This window comes from bacterium (genome assembly GCA_024224155.1).
Lineage (GTDB): Bacteria > Acidobacteriota > Thermoanaerobaculia > Multivoradales > JAHEKO01 > CALZIK01.
On sequence record JAAENP010000139.1, the window covers coordinates 1 to 18,837 of the forward strand.

The 18,837-nt window shown below is 65.0% G+C and carries 23 protein-coding genes; all 23 read right to left on the minus strand.

Translation table 11 applies throughout. The features are described from left to right. Positions 1 to 271, minus strand: a 271-nt coding sequence (locus GY769_07645; GenBank protein ID MCP4201789.1) for a hypothetical protein, incomplete at its 3' end; no start/stop codon positions are given. Between the two features lie 15 nt (positions 272 to 286). After that, positions 287 to 2,185 carry a hypothetical protein gene (locus GY769_07650; GenBank protein MCP4201790.1) on the minus strand — a complete coding sequence of 633 codons (1,899 nt, stop codon included), beginning with the start codon at positions 2,183 to 2,185 and terminating at the stop codon, positions 287 to 289. A gap of 12 nt (positions 2,186 to 2,197) precedes the next feature. Next, entirely contained in the window at positions 2,198 to 3,661 is a 1,464-nt protein-coding gene (locus GY769_07655; protein ID MCP4201791.1) for a phage portal protein, read from the minus strand. Between the two features lie 209 nt (positions 3,662 to 3,870). Next, entirely contained in the window at positions 3,871 to 4,176 is a 306-nt protein-coding gene (locus GY769_07660; GenBank protein ID MCP4201792.1) for a BppU family phage baseplate upper protein, read from the minus strand. A gap of 1 nt (position 4,177) precedes the next feature. Then, positions 4,178 to 4,339 (minus strand): hypothetical protein, encoded by a 162-nt coding sequence (locus tag GY769_07665; GenBank protein ID MCP4201793.1) that lies wholly within the window; start codon positions 4,337 to 4,339, stop codon positions 4,178 to 4,180. Between the two features lie 9 nt (positions 4,340 to 4,348). After that, complete coding sequence (locus tag GY769_07670) at positions 4,349 to 4,504, minus strand: hypothetical protein (GenBank protein MCP4201794.1); 156 nt, start codon at positions 4,502 to 4,504, stop codon at positions 4,349 to 4,351. Between the two features lie 4 nt (positions 4,505 to 4,508). Next, positions 4,509 to 4,994, minus strand: coding sequence for a hypothetical protein (locus GY769_07675; protein MCP4201795.1), 486 nt, complete (start codon positions 4,992 to 4,994; stop codon positions 4,509 to 4,511). A gap of 91 nt (positions 4,995 to 5,085) precedes the next feature. Further along, complete coding sequence (locus GY769_07680) at positions 5,086 to 6,627, minus strand: hypothetical protein (GenBank protein MCP4201796.1); 1,542 nt, start codon at positions 6,625 to 6,627, stop codon at positions 5,086 to 5,088. A 3-nt stretch (positions 6,628 to 6,630) separates the two neighbouring features. Next, on the minus strand, positions 6,631 to 7,464 hold the full coding sequence (locus GY769_07685) for a putative sugar O-methyltransferase (GenBank protein MCP4201797.1): 834 nt from the start codon (positions 7,462 to 7,464) through the stop codon (positions 6,631 to 6,633). 60 nt (positions 7,465 to 7,524) lie between these two features. After that, positions 7,525 to 8,169, minus strand: coding sequence for a hypothetical protein (locus tag GY769_07690; protein MCP4201798.1), 645 nt, complete (start codon positions 8,167 to 8,169; stop codon positions 7,525 to 7,527). Then, positions 8,159 to 8,794 (minus strand): hypothetical protein, encoded by a 636-nt coding sequence (locus GY769_07695; GenBank protein MCP4201799.1) that lies wholly within the window; start codon positions 8,792 to 8,794, stop codon positions 8,159 to 8,161. The genes GY769_07690 and GY769_07695 overlap by 11 nt, the downstream gene beginning before the upstream one ends. Beyond that, positions 8,782 to 9,441, minus strand: a complete 660-nt coding sequence (locus GY769_07700; GenBank protein MCP4201800.1) for a hypothetical protein — start codon at positions 9,439 to 9,441, stop codon at positions 8,782 to 8,784. Before GY769_07700 ends, GY769_07695 begins: the two co-directional genes overlap by 13 nt. Next, positions 9,438 to 10,082: a hypothetical protein gene (locus GY769_07705; protein MCP4201801.1), complete on the minus strand. Its 645-nt coding sequence runs from the start codon at positions 10,080 to 10,082 to the stop codon at positions 9,438 to 9,440. The genes GY769_07700 and GY769_07705 overlap by 4 nt, the downstream gene beginning before the upstream one ends. Then, entirely contained in the window at positions 10,079 to 10,897 is an 819-nt protein-coding gene (locus GY769_07710) for a putative sugar O-methyltransferase (GenBank protein ID MCP4201802.1), read from the minus strand. The genes GY769_07705 and GY769_07710 overlap by 4 nt, the downstream gene beginning before the upstream one ends. Further along, positions 10,894 to 11,526, minus strand: coding sequence for a hypothetical protein (locus GY769_07715; protein ID MCP4201803.1), 633 nt, complete (start codon positions 11,524 to 11,526; stop codon positions 10,894 to 10,896). The genes GY769_07710 and GY769_07715 overlap by 4 nt, the downstream gene beginning before the upstream one ends. Further along, a complete protein-coding gene (locus GY769_07720; protein ID MCP4201804.1) occupies positions 11,523 to 11,738 on the minus strand; it encodes a hypothetical protein in 216 nt (71 codons plus the stop codon). Before GY769_07720 ends, GY769_07715 begins: the two co-directional genes overlap by 4 nt. Before the next feature lie 10 nt (positions 11,739 to 11,748). Continuing rightward, complete coding sequence (locus tag GY769_07725) at positions 11,749 to 14,181, minus strand: hypothetical protein (GenBank protein MCP4201805.1); 2,433 nt, start codon at positions 14,179 to 14,181, stop codon at positions 11,749 to 11,751. A 32-nt stretch (positions 14,182 to 14,213) separates the two neighbouring features. Further along, positions 14,214 to 15,848 (minus strand): hypothetical protein, encoded by a 1,635-nt coding sequence (locus GY769_07730; protein MCP4201806.1) that lies wholly within the window; start codon positions 15,846 to 15,848, stop codon positions 14,214 to 14,216. Next, entirely contained in the window at positions 15,848 to 16,705 is an 858-nt protein-coding gene (locus GY769_07735) for a hypothetical protein (GenBank protein MCP4201807.1), read from the minus strand. Before GY769_07735 ends, GY769_07730 begins: the two co-directional genes overlap by 1 nt. Before the next feature lie 485 nt (positions 16,706 to 17,190). Then, the gene (locus GY769_07740) at positions 17,191 to 17,514 is read right to left on the minus strand and encodes a hypothetical protein (protein ID MCP4201808.1); all 324 of its coding nucleotides are present in this window, start codon (positions 17,512 to 17,514) and stop codon (positions 17,191 to 17,193) included. 1 nt (position 17,515) lies between these two features. Then, complete coding sequence (locus tag GY769_07745) at positions 17,516 to 17,695, minus strand: hypothetical protein (GenBank protein MCP4201809.1); 180 nt, start codon at positions 17,693 to 17,695, stop codon at positions 17,516 to 17,518. A 159-nt stretch (positions 17,696 to 17,854) separates the two neighbouring features. After that, positions 17,855 to 18,310 carry a hypothetical protein gene (locus tag GY769_07750; GenBank protein ID MCP4201810.1) on the minus strand — a complete coding sequence of 152 codons (456 nt, stop codon included), beginning with the start codon at positions 18,308 to 18,310 and terminating at the stop codon, positions 17,855 to 17,857. Between the two features lie 250 nt (positions 18,311 to 18,560). Beyond that, positions 18,561 to 18,827 (minus strand): hypothetical protein, encoded by a 267-nt coding sequence (locus GY769_07755; protein ID MCP4201811.1) that lies wholly within the window; start codon positions 18,825 to 18,827, stop codon positions 18,561 to 18,563. Positions 18,828 to 18,837 lie beyond the last annotated feature (10 nt).

Below are 18,837 nucleotides of genomic sequence, written 5' to 3' on the forward strand. Positions count from 1 at the left end.
CCTTGCCGAAGCCGTACTGCTTCTTCCAGACGTCCATCGAGCCGCTCATGTTCTTTCCGGCGGCGATACAGGCCAGCGCCCGGCCGAACCTAAGACCGACATCGTCCTCGCTGGACTTCCCGCCACCCCACCGTGGCGTCTCTTCGATCCGAGCCGCCGGGTCGACGCCGCCCCGATTTGCCGACAATCCCTCGATCGCGAGCTTCACGGCGGGGCCGACGGCAGCCTGAATCATCTCCTGGAGCTTGGTCTGAGTGATTCCTTGTGGCATGTGCGTCTTCCTCCCTTAGTTGGGCAGCCGTCCAGCGTGCTCATTGATGGCACTGACGACGGCTTTTGCCGTTGTTTCTGTTATGAGCTGCCCGACCTTGGCCTCCTCGGACTGCTCCTCCTTCTCCGGCTCCGGCTCGTCCTCCACGAAGAAGAGGACCGGCTCCGTGCCCTTCCCGTCCTTCGTCTCGTCCGCCTCCGGCTCCTCTTCCTTGGTCTCCGGCTCCTTCTCGGTGTCCGGCGTTCCGGCGACCTTGATCGCGCCGACCAGCTTCTTGACCAGCTCGGCCATGGCTCGCACCGCCTGGCGCATCTCTGCGAGCTGCACCTCGGTGGTGTCGGCCTCCGCCTCCTTCTCGTCCTTGATGGACGGGAAGTCGAAGTCCTCGTCGTCGGTCTCCTTCGCGGAGACGTCGAAGACCTCCTCGGCCTCCTTGCTCTCGACGTCCTCGGTTCCGGGCTTGGTCTCCTTGGTGTTCAGCTTGACCTCGATGGTTCCCAGCACCGGGGGACCCTTGGCCTTCTCCGGCTCCTTGACCTCGGCCGTCTCGACCTTTTCTGTGGTTTCCTCTGCCACGTCTTCCTCCTTTGTGGAATCCGCCCCCGCAAAGGAGGCGATGATCTCGCCGACCTCTCTGTCGATCTCGTCCAGGAGCTGGTCCTCCCTGCGGGCCTCGGTCTCCTGGCTCGTGCCTCGCTCGGCGATCTCCTTGGCGAACATCCGGAGCATCCTCGCGTACTCGGCCTCGTCCATGTCCTTGAGCGCGATCGGCTCCAGGCCGTACTGCTTCCGGTGGGCGTTGAGGTGGGTGTTCGCGGGCTGCTTGTCGTCGGAGGGTATGTTCACCCCTCCCCGGGCCCCGTTCAGCGCGGCCAGCGCCGCGTTCGCCCCGCGTAGCACCACGGCGGCGTCGTTCGCCCGGTGGTGCGGGAGCTTGAGCTGGCCGAACGCGTCCGGCGGCATCTTCTCGGCCCAGGCGTAGTGCCGGGCGATCTGGCTTCTCCGGGTGGCCGACAGGTCGTCGAAGGCCCCCGTCACCCCGAAGGCGCTCAGCGTGGGCGCGCTCCAGGCCGTGTCCTCGTCGGCCTTCTTGAAGCCGCTCGGGTTGCCCGGCGTGGTCCCCTTGTCGTCCTCGTTCAAGACCTCGCCCCGCTCCACGACCTCCGCCTCCTGTCCCTGTATCTTCGGGATCTGGATCGTGGCCCGTGCGTTGTTCGCCAGGCGGTAGCACGCCTCGAGGTGGTCCCTCGACATCTGCGGCTCGTTCTCCCCCGCGTCCAGCACGCCCTCGGCCCACTTCTTGATGGGAACCAGATCGATGCCCGCGCTCTTGGCGCCCCGGAGGGCGTCCGCGTTGGCCGGCACGGGCACGATCGAGTGCTCGAGCTTCTCCGTCTTCTTGAAGTCGGCGGCGGACCAGTACAGCCCCTGCTCGTCCTCGTCCAGCTCCCTCTGCTCCACCTTCTTGGGTAGGAACCCGATCGAGGCGGCGTTCAGAAACGCCGGCGAGCTGGCCAGCATCCGAAAGACCGTGTCCCCCAGCGGGTTCATGTCCGCCTCGGTGAACCGGTCGATCGAGAAGCTCTTGAGGTTGTCCTCGCTCCTGAACAGCTTCATGCTCCGGGCGATGGGTAGCTGACCCTCGGCGGGGCCGAACCGGCTCCCGTGGGCGAACAAGACGACCGGGTTCTTGCGGTACGCCTTGAGATCGATCCCCTTCTGTCGGATGATGTCCCCGTCCCGGTCCACGCTCTCGGCGGAGTAGGCGATCGTCACCTCCCGGCGATCCTGGTTGACTTCCCGCACGCAGAAGTCCACGTCCTTGACCAGGCCCACGTCGTCCGGCAGCTCGTTGCTGTCCATGTACTGCCGCTTCCAGGCATCAACGCTCATGAAAATGACTTCGTTTGGCATCGTCCTCCCCTTCTAGGCCATGCGCTCCAGCTGCTCCTCGATGTCCTCCAGGGCGTCCTGGTCGTAGACGAGCCGCGGTCCCGAAGGCAGGGCAGGCGCATCCCCGGCGGACGCCTGTGGCGCCCCCGGCGTCGCCGCCGGAGCCTGGGCGGGAGGAGCGCCCGCCAGGGACCTCGTCGGGACCAGGTTCTGGGGCACCATGTGCACCTGACCCTCCCCGTCCGGAAGCGGGTCCTCGCCCTGCCTGATCCTCCACTCGTCCACCTTCAGGGCCCAGGGCGCGATCTGGGCGTATTTCTGCTTCCTCTCCTCGTCCTCCGCGATCGGCGACTCGTAGTCTAGGATCAGCCGCTCGTCGAACTCCTTGACCAGGTGCTCCTGCATCACGGCCCGCTGAAGCTCCAGCCGCGGCACGAGCACCCACTTCGAGAAGAGATAGTCGGCCGCGTCTATCGTGGCCCGGTTGCTTTTCTCGATGATCCCCAGGACCTCGGGGGGCACCCCGAACACCTGGATCACCATGTTCCGCTCGAACTCGCGTAGCTGGATGAGCTGTAGGCTCTTGAACGACTGCCCCAGCTGCTTCACGTCGATCTTGCGGTTCATGAAGTACACCTGGAGCGACTTGAAGAGGCCCCGGTTCTTCTGCTTCCAGTCCGTCTCGAGCCGGCGGGTCTCCCCCTCGTCCATGCCCTCCGCCGTGACCAGGGTCTCGGGGATGCCCCTGTTGTAGAACTCCATCTTGCTGTGCTTGGCGGCGTACTCGTCGGTCTCGAGCTCGTCTCCGAGCGCGCACGCGGTCCCCGTGCCCCTCTGATACGGCGTGTGGGGGTCCAGGTCCATGAACCAGACGACCTCGCTCGCGGGGATGGTGTCCTGCCACGTGGAATGGTCGATCTCAAAGACGGGCCGATTCGGCGTCGGCGTGCTCCGCACCCAGAAAGGAGGGATGGGCCAGAGTCCCGTGACCACCCCGACCCCGTCGCGCTCCTTGACCCAGAACCCCTCGCCGACGAGGTCCAGGTGGTGCTGGGTCAGCTTCCGTCCGGCCAGCCCGGCCATCATGGGGTTGAAGTTCTCGAGGAGATCGAGCACCGGGTGGTCGACCACCTCCACCAGCTCGCCCGAGTATTGCTTCGCCCGGATCATCTTCTTCCGGCGGCGCTGGGACGACTTCTGCATGGCGGCGGTCTTCGCCGAGAGCGCAACCCCGGGGGCCGCGGTCTCGTAGTACAGGAGCCAGGGGACCGTGGCCGTCGCGTGGCCGATCTTCCCGACCACCGAGCGCAGCCAGGGCAACCGGCTGTAGGCCCTCAGCAGGTCCTCGACCTGCCTGGACGGCGGGGGGTTTCTCTGCGAGATGACCGAGCTGACCCCGGTCATAAGGGAGTCCCCCTCCCCGGGCAGCTTGCTTATGGCCCGAAGCCGGATCTCCCGCCACGCCAGCCGCAGCCGGTCCATCATGGAGACGTTCATCGGCCCCGGCCCATCGTAGAAACGCTCATCGTCCCTAGAACATGCACACGCCGCCGCGTTCCGTCAAGAACTTTATACGAAGAGGGTGGGATTTGAGTGTCGCGGAAAAAGGAGGAGGGGGACGGAAACGCGCTGACCGCCCCCCTCGAGAGAGTAGAAACGACGTCTGCGAAGAGACGCCCTCATCATAGGGATCGGAAAGCGGTCTGTCAAACTATATTTGCGAGCACCGGGAAGTCCTTGACCTCGCTGGAGTACTTGTACCCCGGCCCCTCCACGTAGGCCTGGATCTCCCAGGTCCCGTGCTGGTCGTAGAAGCCCGCCTCGACCACGTACTGGATCTCCCCGTTCGAGCCGTCGTGGACGAAGTCGGCGTCCTTCACGACCGTGGAGTTGTCCTTCTTGCGAAACCGAAGCTCCATCGTCGTGGCGTCGTTGATGTCGATCGGGGTCCCATTGCTCGTCAGCGTCACCTGTATGATGCCGCCCTCGTCGCCCACGTATGGCGTGCCCATGTCAAAGTACCTCCATGTCCAGATCCGCCAGGGCACCCACCGGGGCCTCCAGCTCGATCAGGGTGCCCGTCAGCTCCGCCGTGACCTCGACCCGCGCCGCGACCGGAGCAGGCACCTCCACAAGCGCTCCCACCTCCATGGTCAGCTCCACGATCTCAGGCACTTTTCCTCCTCAGTGAGTGATCAGCCGGAAGGCGCATTCCTTGGCCACCTCGAGCCGGAACCGGACGTACTCCACGACCTTCGCGATGCCCGTGTACAGTCGTCGCGGGGCGAACATCGGCGTCCCGTACAGCGAGAGCGACGTCTTCGGGTTGCCGGCCAGCATCGTCTCAGTCCAGCATCGCCGAGGCCAGCGCCGCCTCCCCAAGCATATAGAGCGGGTCCTCCAGCATCCTCTCCAGGGACATGAGCCGCAGGCCGCCCGGCGTCAGGCTGATGACCCGCCCGTACCACTCGTTGCTGGGCCCGGACTCGATCGTCGGCGCCCAGGCCGTGGCCACGCAGTGCCAATCGCCCATCCCGAGAACAATCGGCCACAGACAGGGGGCCTCGTCCCCCAGGCACTGGACCGACCCCGGCGGGGCCGCGATCTGCCCGACCATGTTCGTCAGCTCGTCCGGGACGACCCCCGGCGTCTGCCCGCAGTACATCCTGAACTCCGCAGTCTCTCCGGCCCCCGCCGCCTCGGCCAGCAGGGCCGTCATCTGCTCCGCCGTGTACTCCCACGTCAAGGAGCTGACCCGGACCACGATGTCCTGGCCGTACGCGGGTGAGAGCGTGATCAACAGAATCGCCAAAAGAGCCAGCTTTTTCATCTGGTTTCCTCCCTGTTCGGACCGGGGCCGAGGACGGTCACCGTCAGGCAACCGCTATCCCCGGACCACCGGCCACCATATAACCTTTTCACTAGACTATGATGAAGGCCGTTCCGTCAACCGGAATTGCCGGCATGGCCTCCGAAACCGTGAAGCGCCCCCGTCCTCCCACCAGGCTATAGGTCAGGACGACCGCCGGGTTGCGAAGCAGCTCCGTCGTCAGGAAGACGATCGAGCGCCCCTTGTACACGTTCGCCAGGGCGTCGGTCAGGCTCGTCTCGAACTGGGTCAGCGTGGGGGCGAAGGCGGCGTCGTCCACGGTCCCGATGATCATGGTGTCCTTGGCCGTGGCCAGGTTCGTCGCCGCCAGCACGCTCGCCGCCAAGGCCTCCGTGTCCGCGCGCATCCTGCCGGAGGACAGCGAGGCAGGTATCCTCGACTGCACGTCGACGATCTTGGCGGTCCCGGTCCTGTCGTTCACCGTCATGCCGCTTGAGTTGTCGACGACGGTGCAGTCCCCGTAGATCGTCGCGGTCCCGGCCGTGCAGGAGGACTCGAAGGTGATCTGTCCGCCCTTGCTGAAACTCAGCACGATGGCGGTCTCCGCCCTCGTGATGTTTTGTAGAGTCAGGGCGCCGATCACATCTCCGTCGATAAAGAAGTTTGTCGCGCCGTTCACGTCGATCACCAGGGCGTCCAGGCTGCAACCCTTGAAGTTAAAGCCGTAATTGTCCACACCGGCGTCCAGCGTCCAGCTCCAGGAAATTTGACAGCGGGTCAGGTCGCCCGCCTTGCCGACCATCTCGTAGAGCCAGCAGTCCTCGTAGTATCCGCCGCCTTGGTGAAAGCTGTTGTACCAGTACGTCGCGATGCCCTTGAAGCTAGAGAAGTCTATGCTCACGCCATCCGAAACCACGTAGATCGCACGGTGGCTTCCGCCCACGCCCTCGAAGTGGTAGTACTCCATGTCCTGGTCGAGGACGAACTCATAGTAGGACGCCATCACGTAGAACGTGCGGAAGCCCATGGCGTCCGCGATGGCCTTGGCGTCGGTCAGGTTGGTGACGGGATCGTCCTTCGTTCCCTTCGGATACGCGGTGCCCGTGGAGCCGTAATCGACGTTCACCCACACGCCGCCCTCGAACGCCTGGCGCATCTGCGCGGAGCCCGCCGTCCCCAGCGTCGTGTAGCTCGCCAGCTGCCTCGCCCATACTCCTTGCGCCAGCGCGACGATGTCGGCCCCGGTCAGCAGGTCTCCTCCCGTCTGGATGGCCGCCGGGGCCGTGCTCTGCCGGATCACGACGAAGGTGTTGGCCGAATCCGCGACGGGGTCCGTGCTCGCCTCGTGCTCGTCCACCGCGATCAGGTTCCCCCCCGTCACCTGGCACATGGTGAACGAGCCGCGGGCCTCGAACCTCACGCGCCAGTCGATCAGCTTCAGCGAGACGGCGGTCGCCTCCCCGCCCCCCAGGTCGAATTTGCCCGCCGCGTCGCACAGCTTCGGCAGGTCCATGTTCCGGGGCTCGTCCTCCCATCCCCGGATCTGGTTATATAGATCCTGGACCGTGACCGACACGTCCGGCGCCGCCACTTCTATGATTCTATTCACACGGTCGAACGTCAGGGTCGCCATGGCTCACTCCTCTTTTTCGTCCTCGTCCTCCGACTCCGGGTCGTCCTCGATCTTGTCCCAGGGGATGATGACCTCCTCCGCCTCGGAGGTCTCGTCGGCATCCTGGGAGTAGACCCCCGCTGGCGCGACCACCTGCTTCTGCCAGATCCGCTCCCACCAATTCTTGACGACCTCGAACGGGAAGCGCTCCTCCATGAGCGAGCCCCAGGCCGGCACCTGCCAGTCCTCCATCCGGTTGATGCACTTCCGATGGTGCACCACGTAGAACGGGGCGCCCACGGCCAGCACGTCGTCCAGGTCCTTCAGGTGGTTGTTCACCTCGTCCGGGTCCAGCTCGCACATCACCTTCGTGGCCACGGCCAGGTCGAACTGGCCCGTCAGCATCGGAACCCGCTCCTGCGCGAACGTCACCCGCCCCACGTCGATCCCCGTGTTCTCCAGGTAGTAGCGCTGGATCGCCAGCATCGGCGCCAGGTCCACGATGGTCAGCTCCACCCTCGGAAAGTGCGACAAGATCATCCTGGCCATGCCCCCGTACCCGCCGCCGATCTCCACGACCCTCTTCGCCCGCTTGAGATACGGCCACAGACGCCAGGCCGACCACGCGAACTCGATCGAGCTCAGGCTGACCTGGCCGATCCCAGGCACGGGGTGGCACCTCGGCTCCCCGAAGGGGTGCTCCTCGGCCATGCCCCAGAACTCCCGCGGCACCCGGTCCATGAAGGTCTTCAGGTCCACGGGGAACTGCTTGTCGAAGTGCAGCCGGTTTCTCGGCGGCTTCGAGTTCGCCTGATAGTTCCGGTCCATGTGGCCGGTCGTCCCGTCGCAGCGCATCATGCTCGTGAGGGGCGCTCCGTCCTTCTCCCTCGCCTTAGGCTCCCAGAACTTGCCCATGCATCACCCCCAGAGGGAGTCGAACTCCCGTTTCTCGAACGTCTGCTCCGACGACCGGAGCGACGTGTTCCATGCCTTGATTCCCCTCCGCTCCAGCTCCGGCAGGAACTGGGCGAAGAAGTCCTCCTGGACCCGGAAGGCCTGCTTCTTGGGCTTCTTCTCGACGTAGTGCTGGCCGCTTCTGGCGGCGCCCATCTCCTCCTCCGGGTAGAAGTGGAAGCCCCCCCGGACGTTCAGGTCGAGCCCGACGAAGACGACCTCCTCGTACCCGCAGGACACCGCCACCTGAAGCGCGCACGGCCCGCCGCCCGCGATGATCCAGCCGTCCCGAAAGACGTCGTAGTCGTCCGGGAGCCTCGGGAGCCGCTCTTCCCGCCTCCACTCGGTGCGGCAGTACTTGGCGAGCATCGCGGGGCGAAAGCACCCCTCCAGCCTCACCGCACTGAAGCGGGTCTCCGAGAGCGCCGTCTTCTCCACGATCTCCCTCCCCCGCAGCTTCATCAGCTTGCCGTAGGTGAAGACGTGGAACCGGCCCACGAGCGCCAGGTAGGACAAGTTGGTGCCGATCACGTCGCAGTCGATCCGGGTCAGGTCGTGGTCCCCCACGCTGGGCCCGCCGCACAGGATCACGCACCGCCTATTGGGCATAGAAACCCTCCAGCTCCCCGCGCTCGAAGCACGTCAGCGCCGAGTCCGGCGCCAGGTTCAGGACCTTCGGCCCGCCGGCCAGCCGCTCCGCCATCTGTTCCATGATGCTTCGCTGTCGCTGCCTCGTGCTGTCCCACGAGATGTGCTCCCCCTCCTCGGGGAAGGCGTGGCCGCTTCCGTTGCCCATGTCGTACCCGATCACCCCGATCGTGTAGAACCCCATGTAGGCGGCGGCCTCCAGCGCGAACTGCCCGCAGAACTGCGCGGAGCTGCCCACGTGGAGCGGGCTCAGGGGCTGCTTCCGCCCCCTCAGTGGCCGGACCCGCACGACCTTGACGTCCATCTTCCGGATGGGCCGCTTGTCGAGCTGCTGCTCGGTCCTGGTAATGACGATGCCCTCCGGCCTCCACGCCCCGTCCTCGATCTCGCCCCAGTAGCAGGACTTCCTCAGGATCACGTGAAACGGCGGGTTGACCAGCCTCCACGTCCGGTGCATGCCGATGACCACGACGTTCGGCTTCAGCCGGTCGAAGTCCACCAGCTCGAGCGAGGGGCCGTTCCCCAGGAGGAGGCATGTCTCCCCCCTCCTCAGGTCCTTCAGCATCAGTGGGTCTAAGATTTGCACGGAAACACCTCGTCGAATGTCGTTTTGCGTGACACGGGATCGCCCGTCTCCGGGTTTGTGTTGATGAGCCGGAGCCCCAGCTTCTCCATCGTCGGCCAGGCCTCCCGGAGCCAGCGCTGCTGCCAGTCCATGTAGGGCTGGCTCGTCTTCCCTCCCTCGTACCAGTGGAGGCCCCTGTCCAGCCGCAGGTCAAAGCCCGCAAAGACGAGCTCCCGAAAGCCGAGGTAGTGGGCCGCCTGGATCGCGCAGGCGACCACGCAGCACAGCACCCACCCCTTCCGGGCAAGGTCCGGCTCGAAGTGGTAGCCCTCCGCCCGTACGCGCTTCCAGATATGCGTCGTCGGGGTCATGGCTCCCTTGCAGGGGAAGGCCGTCAGCATCAGCCCGGCGGAGACCACCTCGTCCAGCCTCGGCCCGATCTCCCTCGTCAGGCCCGGGTCAACCATGACGTAGAAGTCCAGGGGAGCGCTCGTGATCCTCCGGTAGGTGCGGTTGGTCCCGATGATCGCGCAGTCGGCCCGGAGCAGCACCTCCTCGGGCGGGCAGCTCGGCCCGTCGGCCACGATGAGACAGCGCTCCCCCAGTCGGCAGTCCTTGTAGATCAGCTCGAAGGCGTCCGGGTCGATGTTCGGGGTCTTCTGCATCACGCCGCCAGCTCCTCCACGTGGGGCCTCAGCTTCTCGGCCAGGGCCTCCTCCGAGATCCTTCCCTGCGAGAAGTCCACGACGACGACCGGGCACGGGAAGCTCCACCTCTTCGAGGGCGTCTGGTAGCTTCCGTCGATCACGGTCCGCATGTTGGTCTCCAGCTCCCAGTAGAACCGTCGCCAGTACTCCGGGTCGTGCGGCCTCCGGAACCGCGTCATGCTCCGCACGGTCGGCTCCTCCATCCGGAACGTCCTCACGACCAGGCGCGGCGCCAGCATCTCCCAGTGCTCCCGCTTGGCTCGGGCCAGCCGCCACTGCTTCACCCCCACCAGGCCCGTGCATCCCTCGTGGACCCGACCGAACCTTTCCAGCCACGGCACGGTCCCAGGTCTGGAGGCCGCGAAGCGCTCCGTGACCCGCAGCAGCCCCCGCTCCTCGTATCCGCCCACCCTGTAGGGATAGCCGCCCGCGACCATCTTCGTCGGCGGGTCGAAGTCGTGGGCCATACATACCCCCAGGAGCTCCTGGAGCACGTAGGCCGTGAAGCTCGTCCCGCTCCGTCCCGTCCCCACGACCACCACGTCCGGGTGCCTCAGCCCCGCGGCCTCCTGCGTTTCGCGTGCGGTTTCCGTGACTTTCATGCATCGCCCATGCGTTCGCCCTGCGTTTTTCCTGCGTTCGCCCTGCGTTTCGCGTGCGTTTCGTGCGATGTCCGCACCGCAAGCACCTCCCACCAATCCGCGTCGCGGTCCGGTTCCATCCGAAGCTCCCACCAGTCGTCGTAGGGGAAGCTCGAGGCCGGCACGTTGACCCTCTGGCCGTTCGGGTAGCTGTTCCGGTTCAGGTGGTAGAAGGCTCCCCCCTCCTCCATCACGTCCTCGATGATGTTGAAGTACTCCTCGACGATCTCCGGGGTCATCTCCGAGAGCGACGCCATGTTGAGCACCAGGTCGAACTCCTGGCCGTAGAGCATCAGGGTCTCGTCGTACCGGACGAACTCGAACGCTCCCTCCCCCGGGTAGAGCTCGCTCAGGTAGAGTCGTTGCATGTCCAAGCACGGCTGCCCGTCGACCAGGACGTACCTCTCGACCGGGCCGAGTTGTTCGTTCAGGGTCCGCGCCATCCCGCCGAAGCCCCCGCCTATCTCCAGCACCCTCGGTCGCTCGGGGGGCAGCCATAGCTGCGTGATTCGGTGCAGGTAGTAGGCCATCTTCAGCGACGTCGCGGTCACGAAGACGCCGAACCTCGTCCGCCCCTCCGGGTCTCCCACGAGGGAGTCCCGTCTCCACTCCATCGGCACGCCCTCGGCCTCGCATCGGTTCCAGAAGTAGTTGAGCTTGGGTACCCTGGTCTGTATCCCCCCCATCAGCTCCGCGTCCCGCCTGAAGCAGCGCCAGTCCGTTTTTCGGAAGGCCGCCTCCTTCTTCGCCCAGCAGCGATCCCAGTCGTGCCTCATAGCGGGCTCGCGAAGGGGAAGCAGCGGACCGCCGAGTCCGCGTTCGCGTTGTATATCTCGATCCCCTGGTTGCGGCCCTCCCTCAGCCAGGCCGCCGTCTTTTCCCACCAGCGCCGATGATGGGCGCGGCTCCCCTTCACCTCGTCATGGTGGTGCCCCTCGTTGTCGTGCTCGTCGATCCCGAGCAGGAAGAACGTCTCGATCCCCATGACCAGGCCGCACTGGAGCGCCACCCACGGCACGAACTTGGCCCACGTCCCCTCCCCCAGTTCGTGGTCGAAGCTCTCGTCCCGGGGAACGACCTTGCGCTTCAGGAAGCAGATCGGCACCTGGAGGGCCTTGCCCTGCGGTTGGGTTCTCCCCTTATGAAGGAAGCTCTCCAGCGTGAACATTCTCTCCACCCCCGGCACCTGACCCCTGGCAAAGTGCGTCCAGTGAGTATTGGCGATCGCGAAGTGGTAGGGCGAGACCACCTCCGTCCAGGACTTGTTGGTCCCGAACAGGAGGTGGCGGCGCCCGATCGACTCGAGGCGGCCCGTCCACTTCTTCAGGCTCGGCCCGTTGCCGAGAATGCAGGCCGACTCCCCGTGGTGGAGATCCTGGACCTCCTCGATCTCAAATCGCCTCATCCTCTCCGGGGCGGCGCTGGGATGACGATCACGGAGCGCTCGGCGTCCCTCGCCCGCTTGAGAAGCTCCTTCTTGATCTCCATCAGCTCGTTCTTTCGCTGAATGTGGGCGCTCACCGCCTGCTGGAGGCGCACGATGTTGGCGTCCTCGTTCTGCATCGCCACCTCGATGTCCTCCAGCGAGTAGGTCTTCTGCATCCTGCTCTCTGCCACTTGTCCTCCCTTAGAAAGCGTCCTTGATCGTATCATCGATCCGGGAGGCCGCGACGGTCAATCCGTTCGAGCCGATGCTGATGTTCGTGGACTGGTAGGGCTCGATCGGGCTCGCGCCGCTGGAGTACCGCACCCGCGCCAGCACCTGGATCGTGGTGCTGTAGGTCAGCGTGTTGCTCAGCTCGGTGGCCGTCGCCACTCCGTCCACGTAGGGCACGTAGGCCGTGTCCTCCGCCCCGTTGTAGGCCCGGACCAGGGTGTGGATCGAGTAGGTGTCCCCGCTCTCCCACTGGCCATCGCCGTTCTGCTCCACCAGGTCGACCGTCACGTTCTCGCCGTCGATGATGCCCGTGATGACCCAGATGTCGGTCGAGGTGTCGTTGTAGATCAGGTCCCCGATCTCCACGTCGTCCACGTGGACGAACTCCGCGGCGGAGTCCGTGAGCTGCGTGGTGCTCGTGCCCCCGGTGTGGCTCCCGTGTATCTCCGTCAGGAGGGTGAACGTCGAGCCGGTCCACGAGGCATATCGGTACCGGTCCTCGATCCCCGCGCTCACGTCGACGCATCGGATCACCCCGGCAGCCGGATAGTCTGAATCGATGGCGGCGTCCACCACGATGTCCGGGTCGCCGAGGTTGTTCGCGGCGGCCAGCCCGTGCTGGTCCTTGACCAGGCTCGTCAGCCCCGCTCCCGTGACCTCCGCGATGAAACCACGATCCCCAGCCACCAGGCCGGAGATGACAATGCTGACCACGTTCGGGGGCTGCTGCAGGACGCCCAGCGTGTCGGTGAGCTGGTAGTTCTTGGCGTCCCCGGCGGGCACGTTCAGGAGGCTGACCCCCCTGGCGCAGAAGAACACGCCGCCGGCAAACGTCCCGAACGGCGCGGCGGGCACGGCCACCACCGCCGAGGTGGTCTGGATCTCGGCGTTGCCCGTGCCGGTGTCGTCTATCTCCTCCCCGGCCACGAAGGTCCCCTTCACGTCCCGGAGGACCAGGTATCCCTCTTCTCCCGTGTCGTAGTCCGACGTGATTATCCCCGTGGCGCCGGACACGTGTCCGACCAGCGTCTCCCCCTCCGTGAAGGCCGCGCCTTGGTGGATGTACCGCACCAGCAGCTCGCCGATCGCCGTGTAGAACTCGCCCGCGATGGTCTGGCCCCCATCGTCGATGTCGGCGGTCCCTCCCCGGCGCGTGAGATGCTTCGTCCGCTCGTACACCTCAGAGAGATCCTGGGTGTTGCAGTCGATCTGAACCGAGTAGGGCCGGTTGCCGTTGCCGTTGTTGATGTCCTGGAGGACGTGGCCGAACGTGGCCACGATCGAGGTGTCCAGCGCCGGACCGGCGTTCGCCGGGGCGCCCGCATCGCAGTAAGAACCGGAGGTCTGCCCCACGACCCCCTCCGCCGCATCGAAGTCGGTCAGGTCCTTTCCGATCAGGTAGTAGGTCAGGACGGGAGATCCGACGGTCCCTCCGACCGCGGTCACGACCCCCTCCGCTCCGGAGTGCTCGCCGACTATCCTCTCCTCTGCGGTGAAGGTCACGGTGCCGTTGCTGCCCGTGAAGGTCCGGTTCCCCGTGGTGTTGTTCAGGTCGTCGCCCGAGGAAAGCGGGACGGCACTCCGGCCCCCGGCGCTGACCGTCAGGCTAAAATGCGAGTAGGTCTTGCTGTACTGGCGGCAGAACACCGTCAGCCTGGCGCCGTCGATCAGGCTGTCGACCTCCTTCACCTTCACCAGCACGTCGATGTGCCCGGCGGAGACGTCCAGCACCTTCGTGAAGGTCGAGCTGCGGTTCCACCAGGAGGTCAGCTTCGTCTTGGAGCTGTCCCCGCCCATGAAGTCGGCCTCCTGCATGATGTAGATCTCGGACAGATCCTCGATCGTGCCCAGCGTGTACCCGCAGGACCAGAGGGATTCGCCCGTGGCCCAGCCGTCGGTCGTCTCGGTCGTGAAGGCCGTACTCGTGCTGGTGCAGCTCTCCGCGTCCTCGAACTGCGCGACGGAGGTGCTTCGGACCCACACGACCCGGCGGGTTGCGTCGGCGTACAAGATCACGCCGGTCGCCCCGGAGTGCTCCCCCGTCACCGTCTCGCCCCTGTCGGCGTTGGTCGGCGGGTCGGACGAGCCGGAGGTCCAGCGGAGCTGCGTCACCCCGGCGGCCCCGCTCTTGGTCCACCCCACCGAGGACATGGCGCCTCCGTAGAACGCCTTGTGCGACTCGTCGTCCATGAACCAGCCGTTGATCCAGGTGTAGTCGGTCGGGGTCGCGGCGCTGATCGGAACCGGGTCGTCCATCTGGGCCGGCTCGTCGAAGAGGTCCTGCAGGTAGGAGTACAGCTCGTTCGAGTGGTAGCGGCTGTCCGGGATCCCGTCCGTGAAGCCCCCCGTGTACTCCACGGTCTGCCGGGTGTAGTTGACGGTTATGTCATCAGCAATTGCCATTCTTCTTTCCTCCTATTAAGACGCCTTCAGACCTAGAACGCGTCGGCCAGGGTGTTCTCGATCAGGCGCACGTTCAGCGTGAACCCGCTCGCTGTGATGGTCCCCGTTCCGTTGAAGGGGAAGTACTTTGTCGCCCCCGTCGAGGACTTGCGAACTCGAATATAGATGTCCGTGTCGGCGGTATAGTTGAGGCTGGTCGACGCCTCCCCGTGGGGGTCCGTATCCTGGTTCATGACCTCGGAGTCGTCGCTGACCTCGTACACCGCCACCTGCGCCGTCTCGACCGGATCTCCTTCCTCGTCCGTCACGACGACGTTCACGTCCACCGAATTTTGGATTACAACGGTTGCGCCTGCGCTCTTGTAGCTCACGTTCCCGGTCACGTTGGACAGGTTGATCGTCACCGTTCCGCTTAAACGCTTCACGTGGAGCGTGGAGTCGTTCTCCCCGTTATCGGCGTGGAAGCCCGAGAAGTCGATGTCCCTCAGGGTCATCTCGGTCGGCGTGGCCGTCCCGAACTCGATGGCGTGGTGGGCGTTCGCTCCCTTCGAGAACGTCATCCCGTCCAGGTTGCCGTCCGGGTCCAGGTTGCCGTTCCACACGAGCCCGGACGTGTCGGCCGCCACGGCCGGCGTGAGTACCTGAGTGCCGGTGAAGTCGGCGTCACCGCTGATCGTCATCGCAAGGCACGTGTCGAGGATGTTGTCGGTGAACTCGCCGTCGGAGGCCGTCCCCGCCCCGCAGCCCGTGAACTTACTCTGCCTCACCCATCGGTTTGCCGAGTCCGAAGGCATGGGGATCGCGTCGGCCCCGTTGAACGCGCAGCCGGTGATCTTGAATGTGTTCGGCGTCCCGGTGAAGATGAAGGCGTCTTGCGGGAAGTTCCAGCCGAAGGTCATCGCGGTCCAGGTGATGTTGGTCGTGCCGCCGGAACTGAAGACCAGCCCGGTGATGTGGTCCTCGTTCGCCCCCTTGAACGACAGCGATTTGTTGTTCTCGTTGACGGTCGTCGTCCCCGTCCCGCCGTAGCGAAGTTGCCCCGCTGCCTGGAAAGCCGTGGCACCCACCTGGGACATCAGTCCAAAATCCAGCACCTTATCACGAGCAACAAAGTCCTCCAGCGTGACCGTGTCCGCCGCCGCCTCCATCCAGTTGCCCGACCCGATGATGTCCCAACCGCACACCTTGATGTTATTGCCGCTGCCGTTGTCTGACCGAAGCGAAATGGTGTCGATGTCAGCCGGGGTAGGCGTTCCGCTGTTCGTGATGTGGGCTTCAGGAGACGGCGTAGGCCATACGCGGCACGCGAACCAACCGCCGACATTTAACACAATCAACTCAGGAAGAAAATCGTAGTCGACCCAATCCCCTCCATCCTCGACACGAATGCTCCAATAGTCGATGTAGCCCATCTCTGTAGGACCGGAGAGCCACGTCCAAAACGTCAGCGCCTTGTCCGTCAAGTTGATGTTGATAGCATCTTCCCAATATCCGGCCTTTCCGCTTGGAATCTCAGACTCCATGCAGCCGGTTCCCTCGCGCCACATCTGAGGGATACTGCCCGATTGGTTGTCCTTCGGGTCAGAGAAGTCGCCTTGACCGGACCAATCGCCTTTGGCCTCGCACGTATTGTGAGCGGTATAGTCGTCGTCCCAGGTGATCGCCATCAGAGCACAACCTGTTCGTCGATGAAGGTTGCCATGCGCGTGTCTCTTTCCGTGTCGGGATCGGGATTCACGAGGTCGTCGTCCTTGCTCTGCGCGTGCCACGCGCAGGCGGACGCGATAGCGTCCTTGACCTCTTGATCGGTGAGTTCGTCAAAGCGATTGGCGTCAAGGTGGACCATGAGGGTGTCGTATGACGTCTCAGACTCGACGACGACGTTTACCCAATCGCTCGTGTGGTCGGCTACGCCTAGATGTTGGAACATCTTTTTGATCGTGTAGACCTGTCTCGCCTTGAACGCCACGATGACCGCGCAGCAATCGCGAGCCGTCGTGAGCGACAGCGTGGCGCGGCAATTCCCCGTCGCCGTCAGAGTCTCGTAGGTCTCTTGAAGCGTGACGTTCGAGATGGCCGGAGCGCCCGCCGTCCCGATCCGCTGGCCGATGATATGGCCGAGGTTTGCGGTCGCTGGAGTGTCGGTGGTTGGTCCGTTGGCCGCGAATGCCGCGATGTGAATCGTGTCCGCTACCGTCGTCGTTTGTGCCGCCCCGGTCGCGGGAGTGGTCGTGCCGTCTTGCTCGGCTGAGCTCTCCACGTCCTTGGCGCCGGCTTCCGTGATCTGCGTGGCGAACATGGCCCTCTCGGTGATCTCTGAGGACCACGTTGCCACGATGTCGCGGGAGTTTGAGTGCCTGAGGTAACCCGCCTTCCACAGCGCGACGGTGATCCCGGTTCCGGGGTTGGCCTGCCTTTCTATCTCGGTCAATTCGCGCTTGCCGTACTTGACGGTCGTAGGCGCGCCAGCGGCGTTGTCGTAAGCGATGCCAACCACCAGGGTGGACCCCCAATCGCAGGTCACGCCCGTGATGGTAAGACTCGTCCCGCTAACCTTCGTGGCGTTCGTGCCTTTCGCCGTTCGTGTTTGCGCCACTATTCCCCCCCATTTTGAGCGTGGAGACTGACCCGGCTTCCGCGCAAGGCGGCGGACCCCACCCGCACCCGATTCGCGGTCTGCGCGATCGCCATGGCATAGGCTTGCCACAGAAACGGGCGTTCCGTCAATGACTTTGATAAGAAAGGGGGGTTGGAGGCCGCGGGGGACGTGCCGCTCCCCGCGGCCCGCGACGGGCTAGACGCCCGCTACCGGCTTCGATCTAATATCATCCGAGGCAGGCCAGAGGGCAGATCTAGGACCCCCGGCTGCGTCGCACGTGCCGGTCGGCGACGAGGGGCATCCCCGCCGCCCGCGAAAGACTCATAGCGGTGCCGTTCGTAGCGCAAGATAGGCGACGAGCGCGATCAGCGCCACCGCCGCCAGGACCACGATGGCCTGCGTCTTCTTGCTCATATCCTGTCCCCGCTCCCCCCGCACTCCGGGCAGTCGATCGGCTGCACTTGCCCGAGCTTCACGGCCAGGTCCGATCCAGGGGGAAGGGCGAGCCAGGCGATCCAGGGCTCGCCATCCTCGCTGTTGGCGATCTTGCCGCAGCCCTCGCAGCGGTCGCAGCTCGTGCGAATGCCCTTGAAAATGAACCTGACCGCGTAGGCCCCGCCCTCATCTTGGAAGCCGACCCTCAGGCCCTCCGGCGGGTCGGTCTCGACCCGAACCAGCTCGCACTCGTCCGGGATGTCCTCCACCAGCTTCTTGAGCTCGCCGATCGTCGGCATCTCATATCTCCTCGTAGTGGAGCATGCCGTTTCTCACCGAGGCCCGGGTCTGGCGCCGCGGCCCCTCCGTCCTGACGTAGCCCGGAGTCTCCGGGATGATCCGGGCGTTATGCTCCTCGGCCCTCTGCTCCAGCTCCCGGATCCGGCGCCTCTCTGCTTCCCGCTTCTCGTTCTCGTTCATGTCCCTCCAGCTCCTCTCTGACTATATCGACCCAATCAAGAAACCACCCCGAGTTGGAGCGGTACGGATCAACCACGAGGCCCGCGTCCTTCCTCTCCCGCAGGTTGCCCAGAAGCCGCCTGGTTATGCGACCGGAACGGGCGAGCACGTCATCGGTCCTCATGGCTGGACCTCCTCCTCGTATATCAGATGGAACGGGTCGCCCTCCGGCTTCCCCTCGTCGTCGACATGGAGCGGCTTCCAGTATCGCTGGCCCTGCAGCTCGCAGCGCGTCGCCTCGTAGGGGCCGACGAAGCCCTGGCCCTGGACCTCCGGGTGGTTCATGGCCCCCGACACCGTCCTGTAGACCCCAAGCGCGACCGGATGTTCGCCCATATCGAGCCCGTACAGGACGTAGACGTGCCTCAGCTCCTCCTGGAGGACGACGAACTGCTGCGAGGCCTCCGGCGGTACGGGAAACGGGGGAGGGTCCTCGGTGCTGTGCTCGATCATGCCCTTTCCTTTGCAGGCCGGGCAGGGGCTCGTGCTGTCCGCGAACGCCGTCCCGAGGTTGCTCCAGGGAACGCGCCCGGTCCCGTTGCACGTTGGGCATATCTCCGTCCAGTACCAGCTCATGGGGTCAGCTCCCCCGTCTCCACGAAGCGCCGCAGCAGCACGATCAGCGCCTCCGCCCTCTCTCGGTCGAGGTGCATCCGGCAGCAGGCGGGCCCATCTCCAAGATGCCCCTCGTACTCGTTCCGCCCGAGCCAGATCATGTCTTCGGTCGCGACGCTGCTCTTCTGGATCGAGCAGCTCGCCCCGTGGCAGTCCACGAAGTCGCCACGGTCGAAGCCCCTTTCGGTCTCGGTCATCAAAATGAAGCTCATCACCACCTCCACCAGCTCACGTCGGCGGTCGGATTCAGGTAGCTCGCCGCCCTCGTGCAGATCTCGCAGTCCGCCGCCTTGTGCCGGCTCAGGCCCCAGCCAGGTAGTATCGACCCGAGAGCCCCGTCCTCCTTGTCCACCCTCATCAGGTGCTGGACCAGCTCCCGGAGCGCCTTGTTCTCCTCCTGGAGCAACTCCATCTCGCGCGCTTTTACATGAAGATCGGCGATGTACTCCTCGTAATCTGCCGCAGTCGGTTGGCCCATATTGACCGGC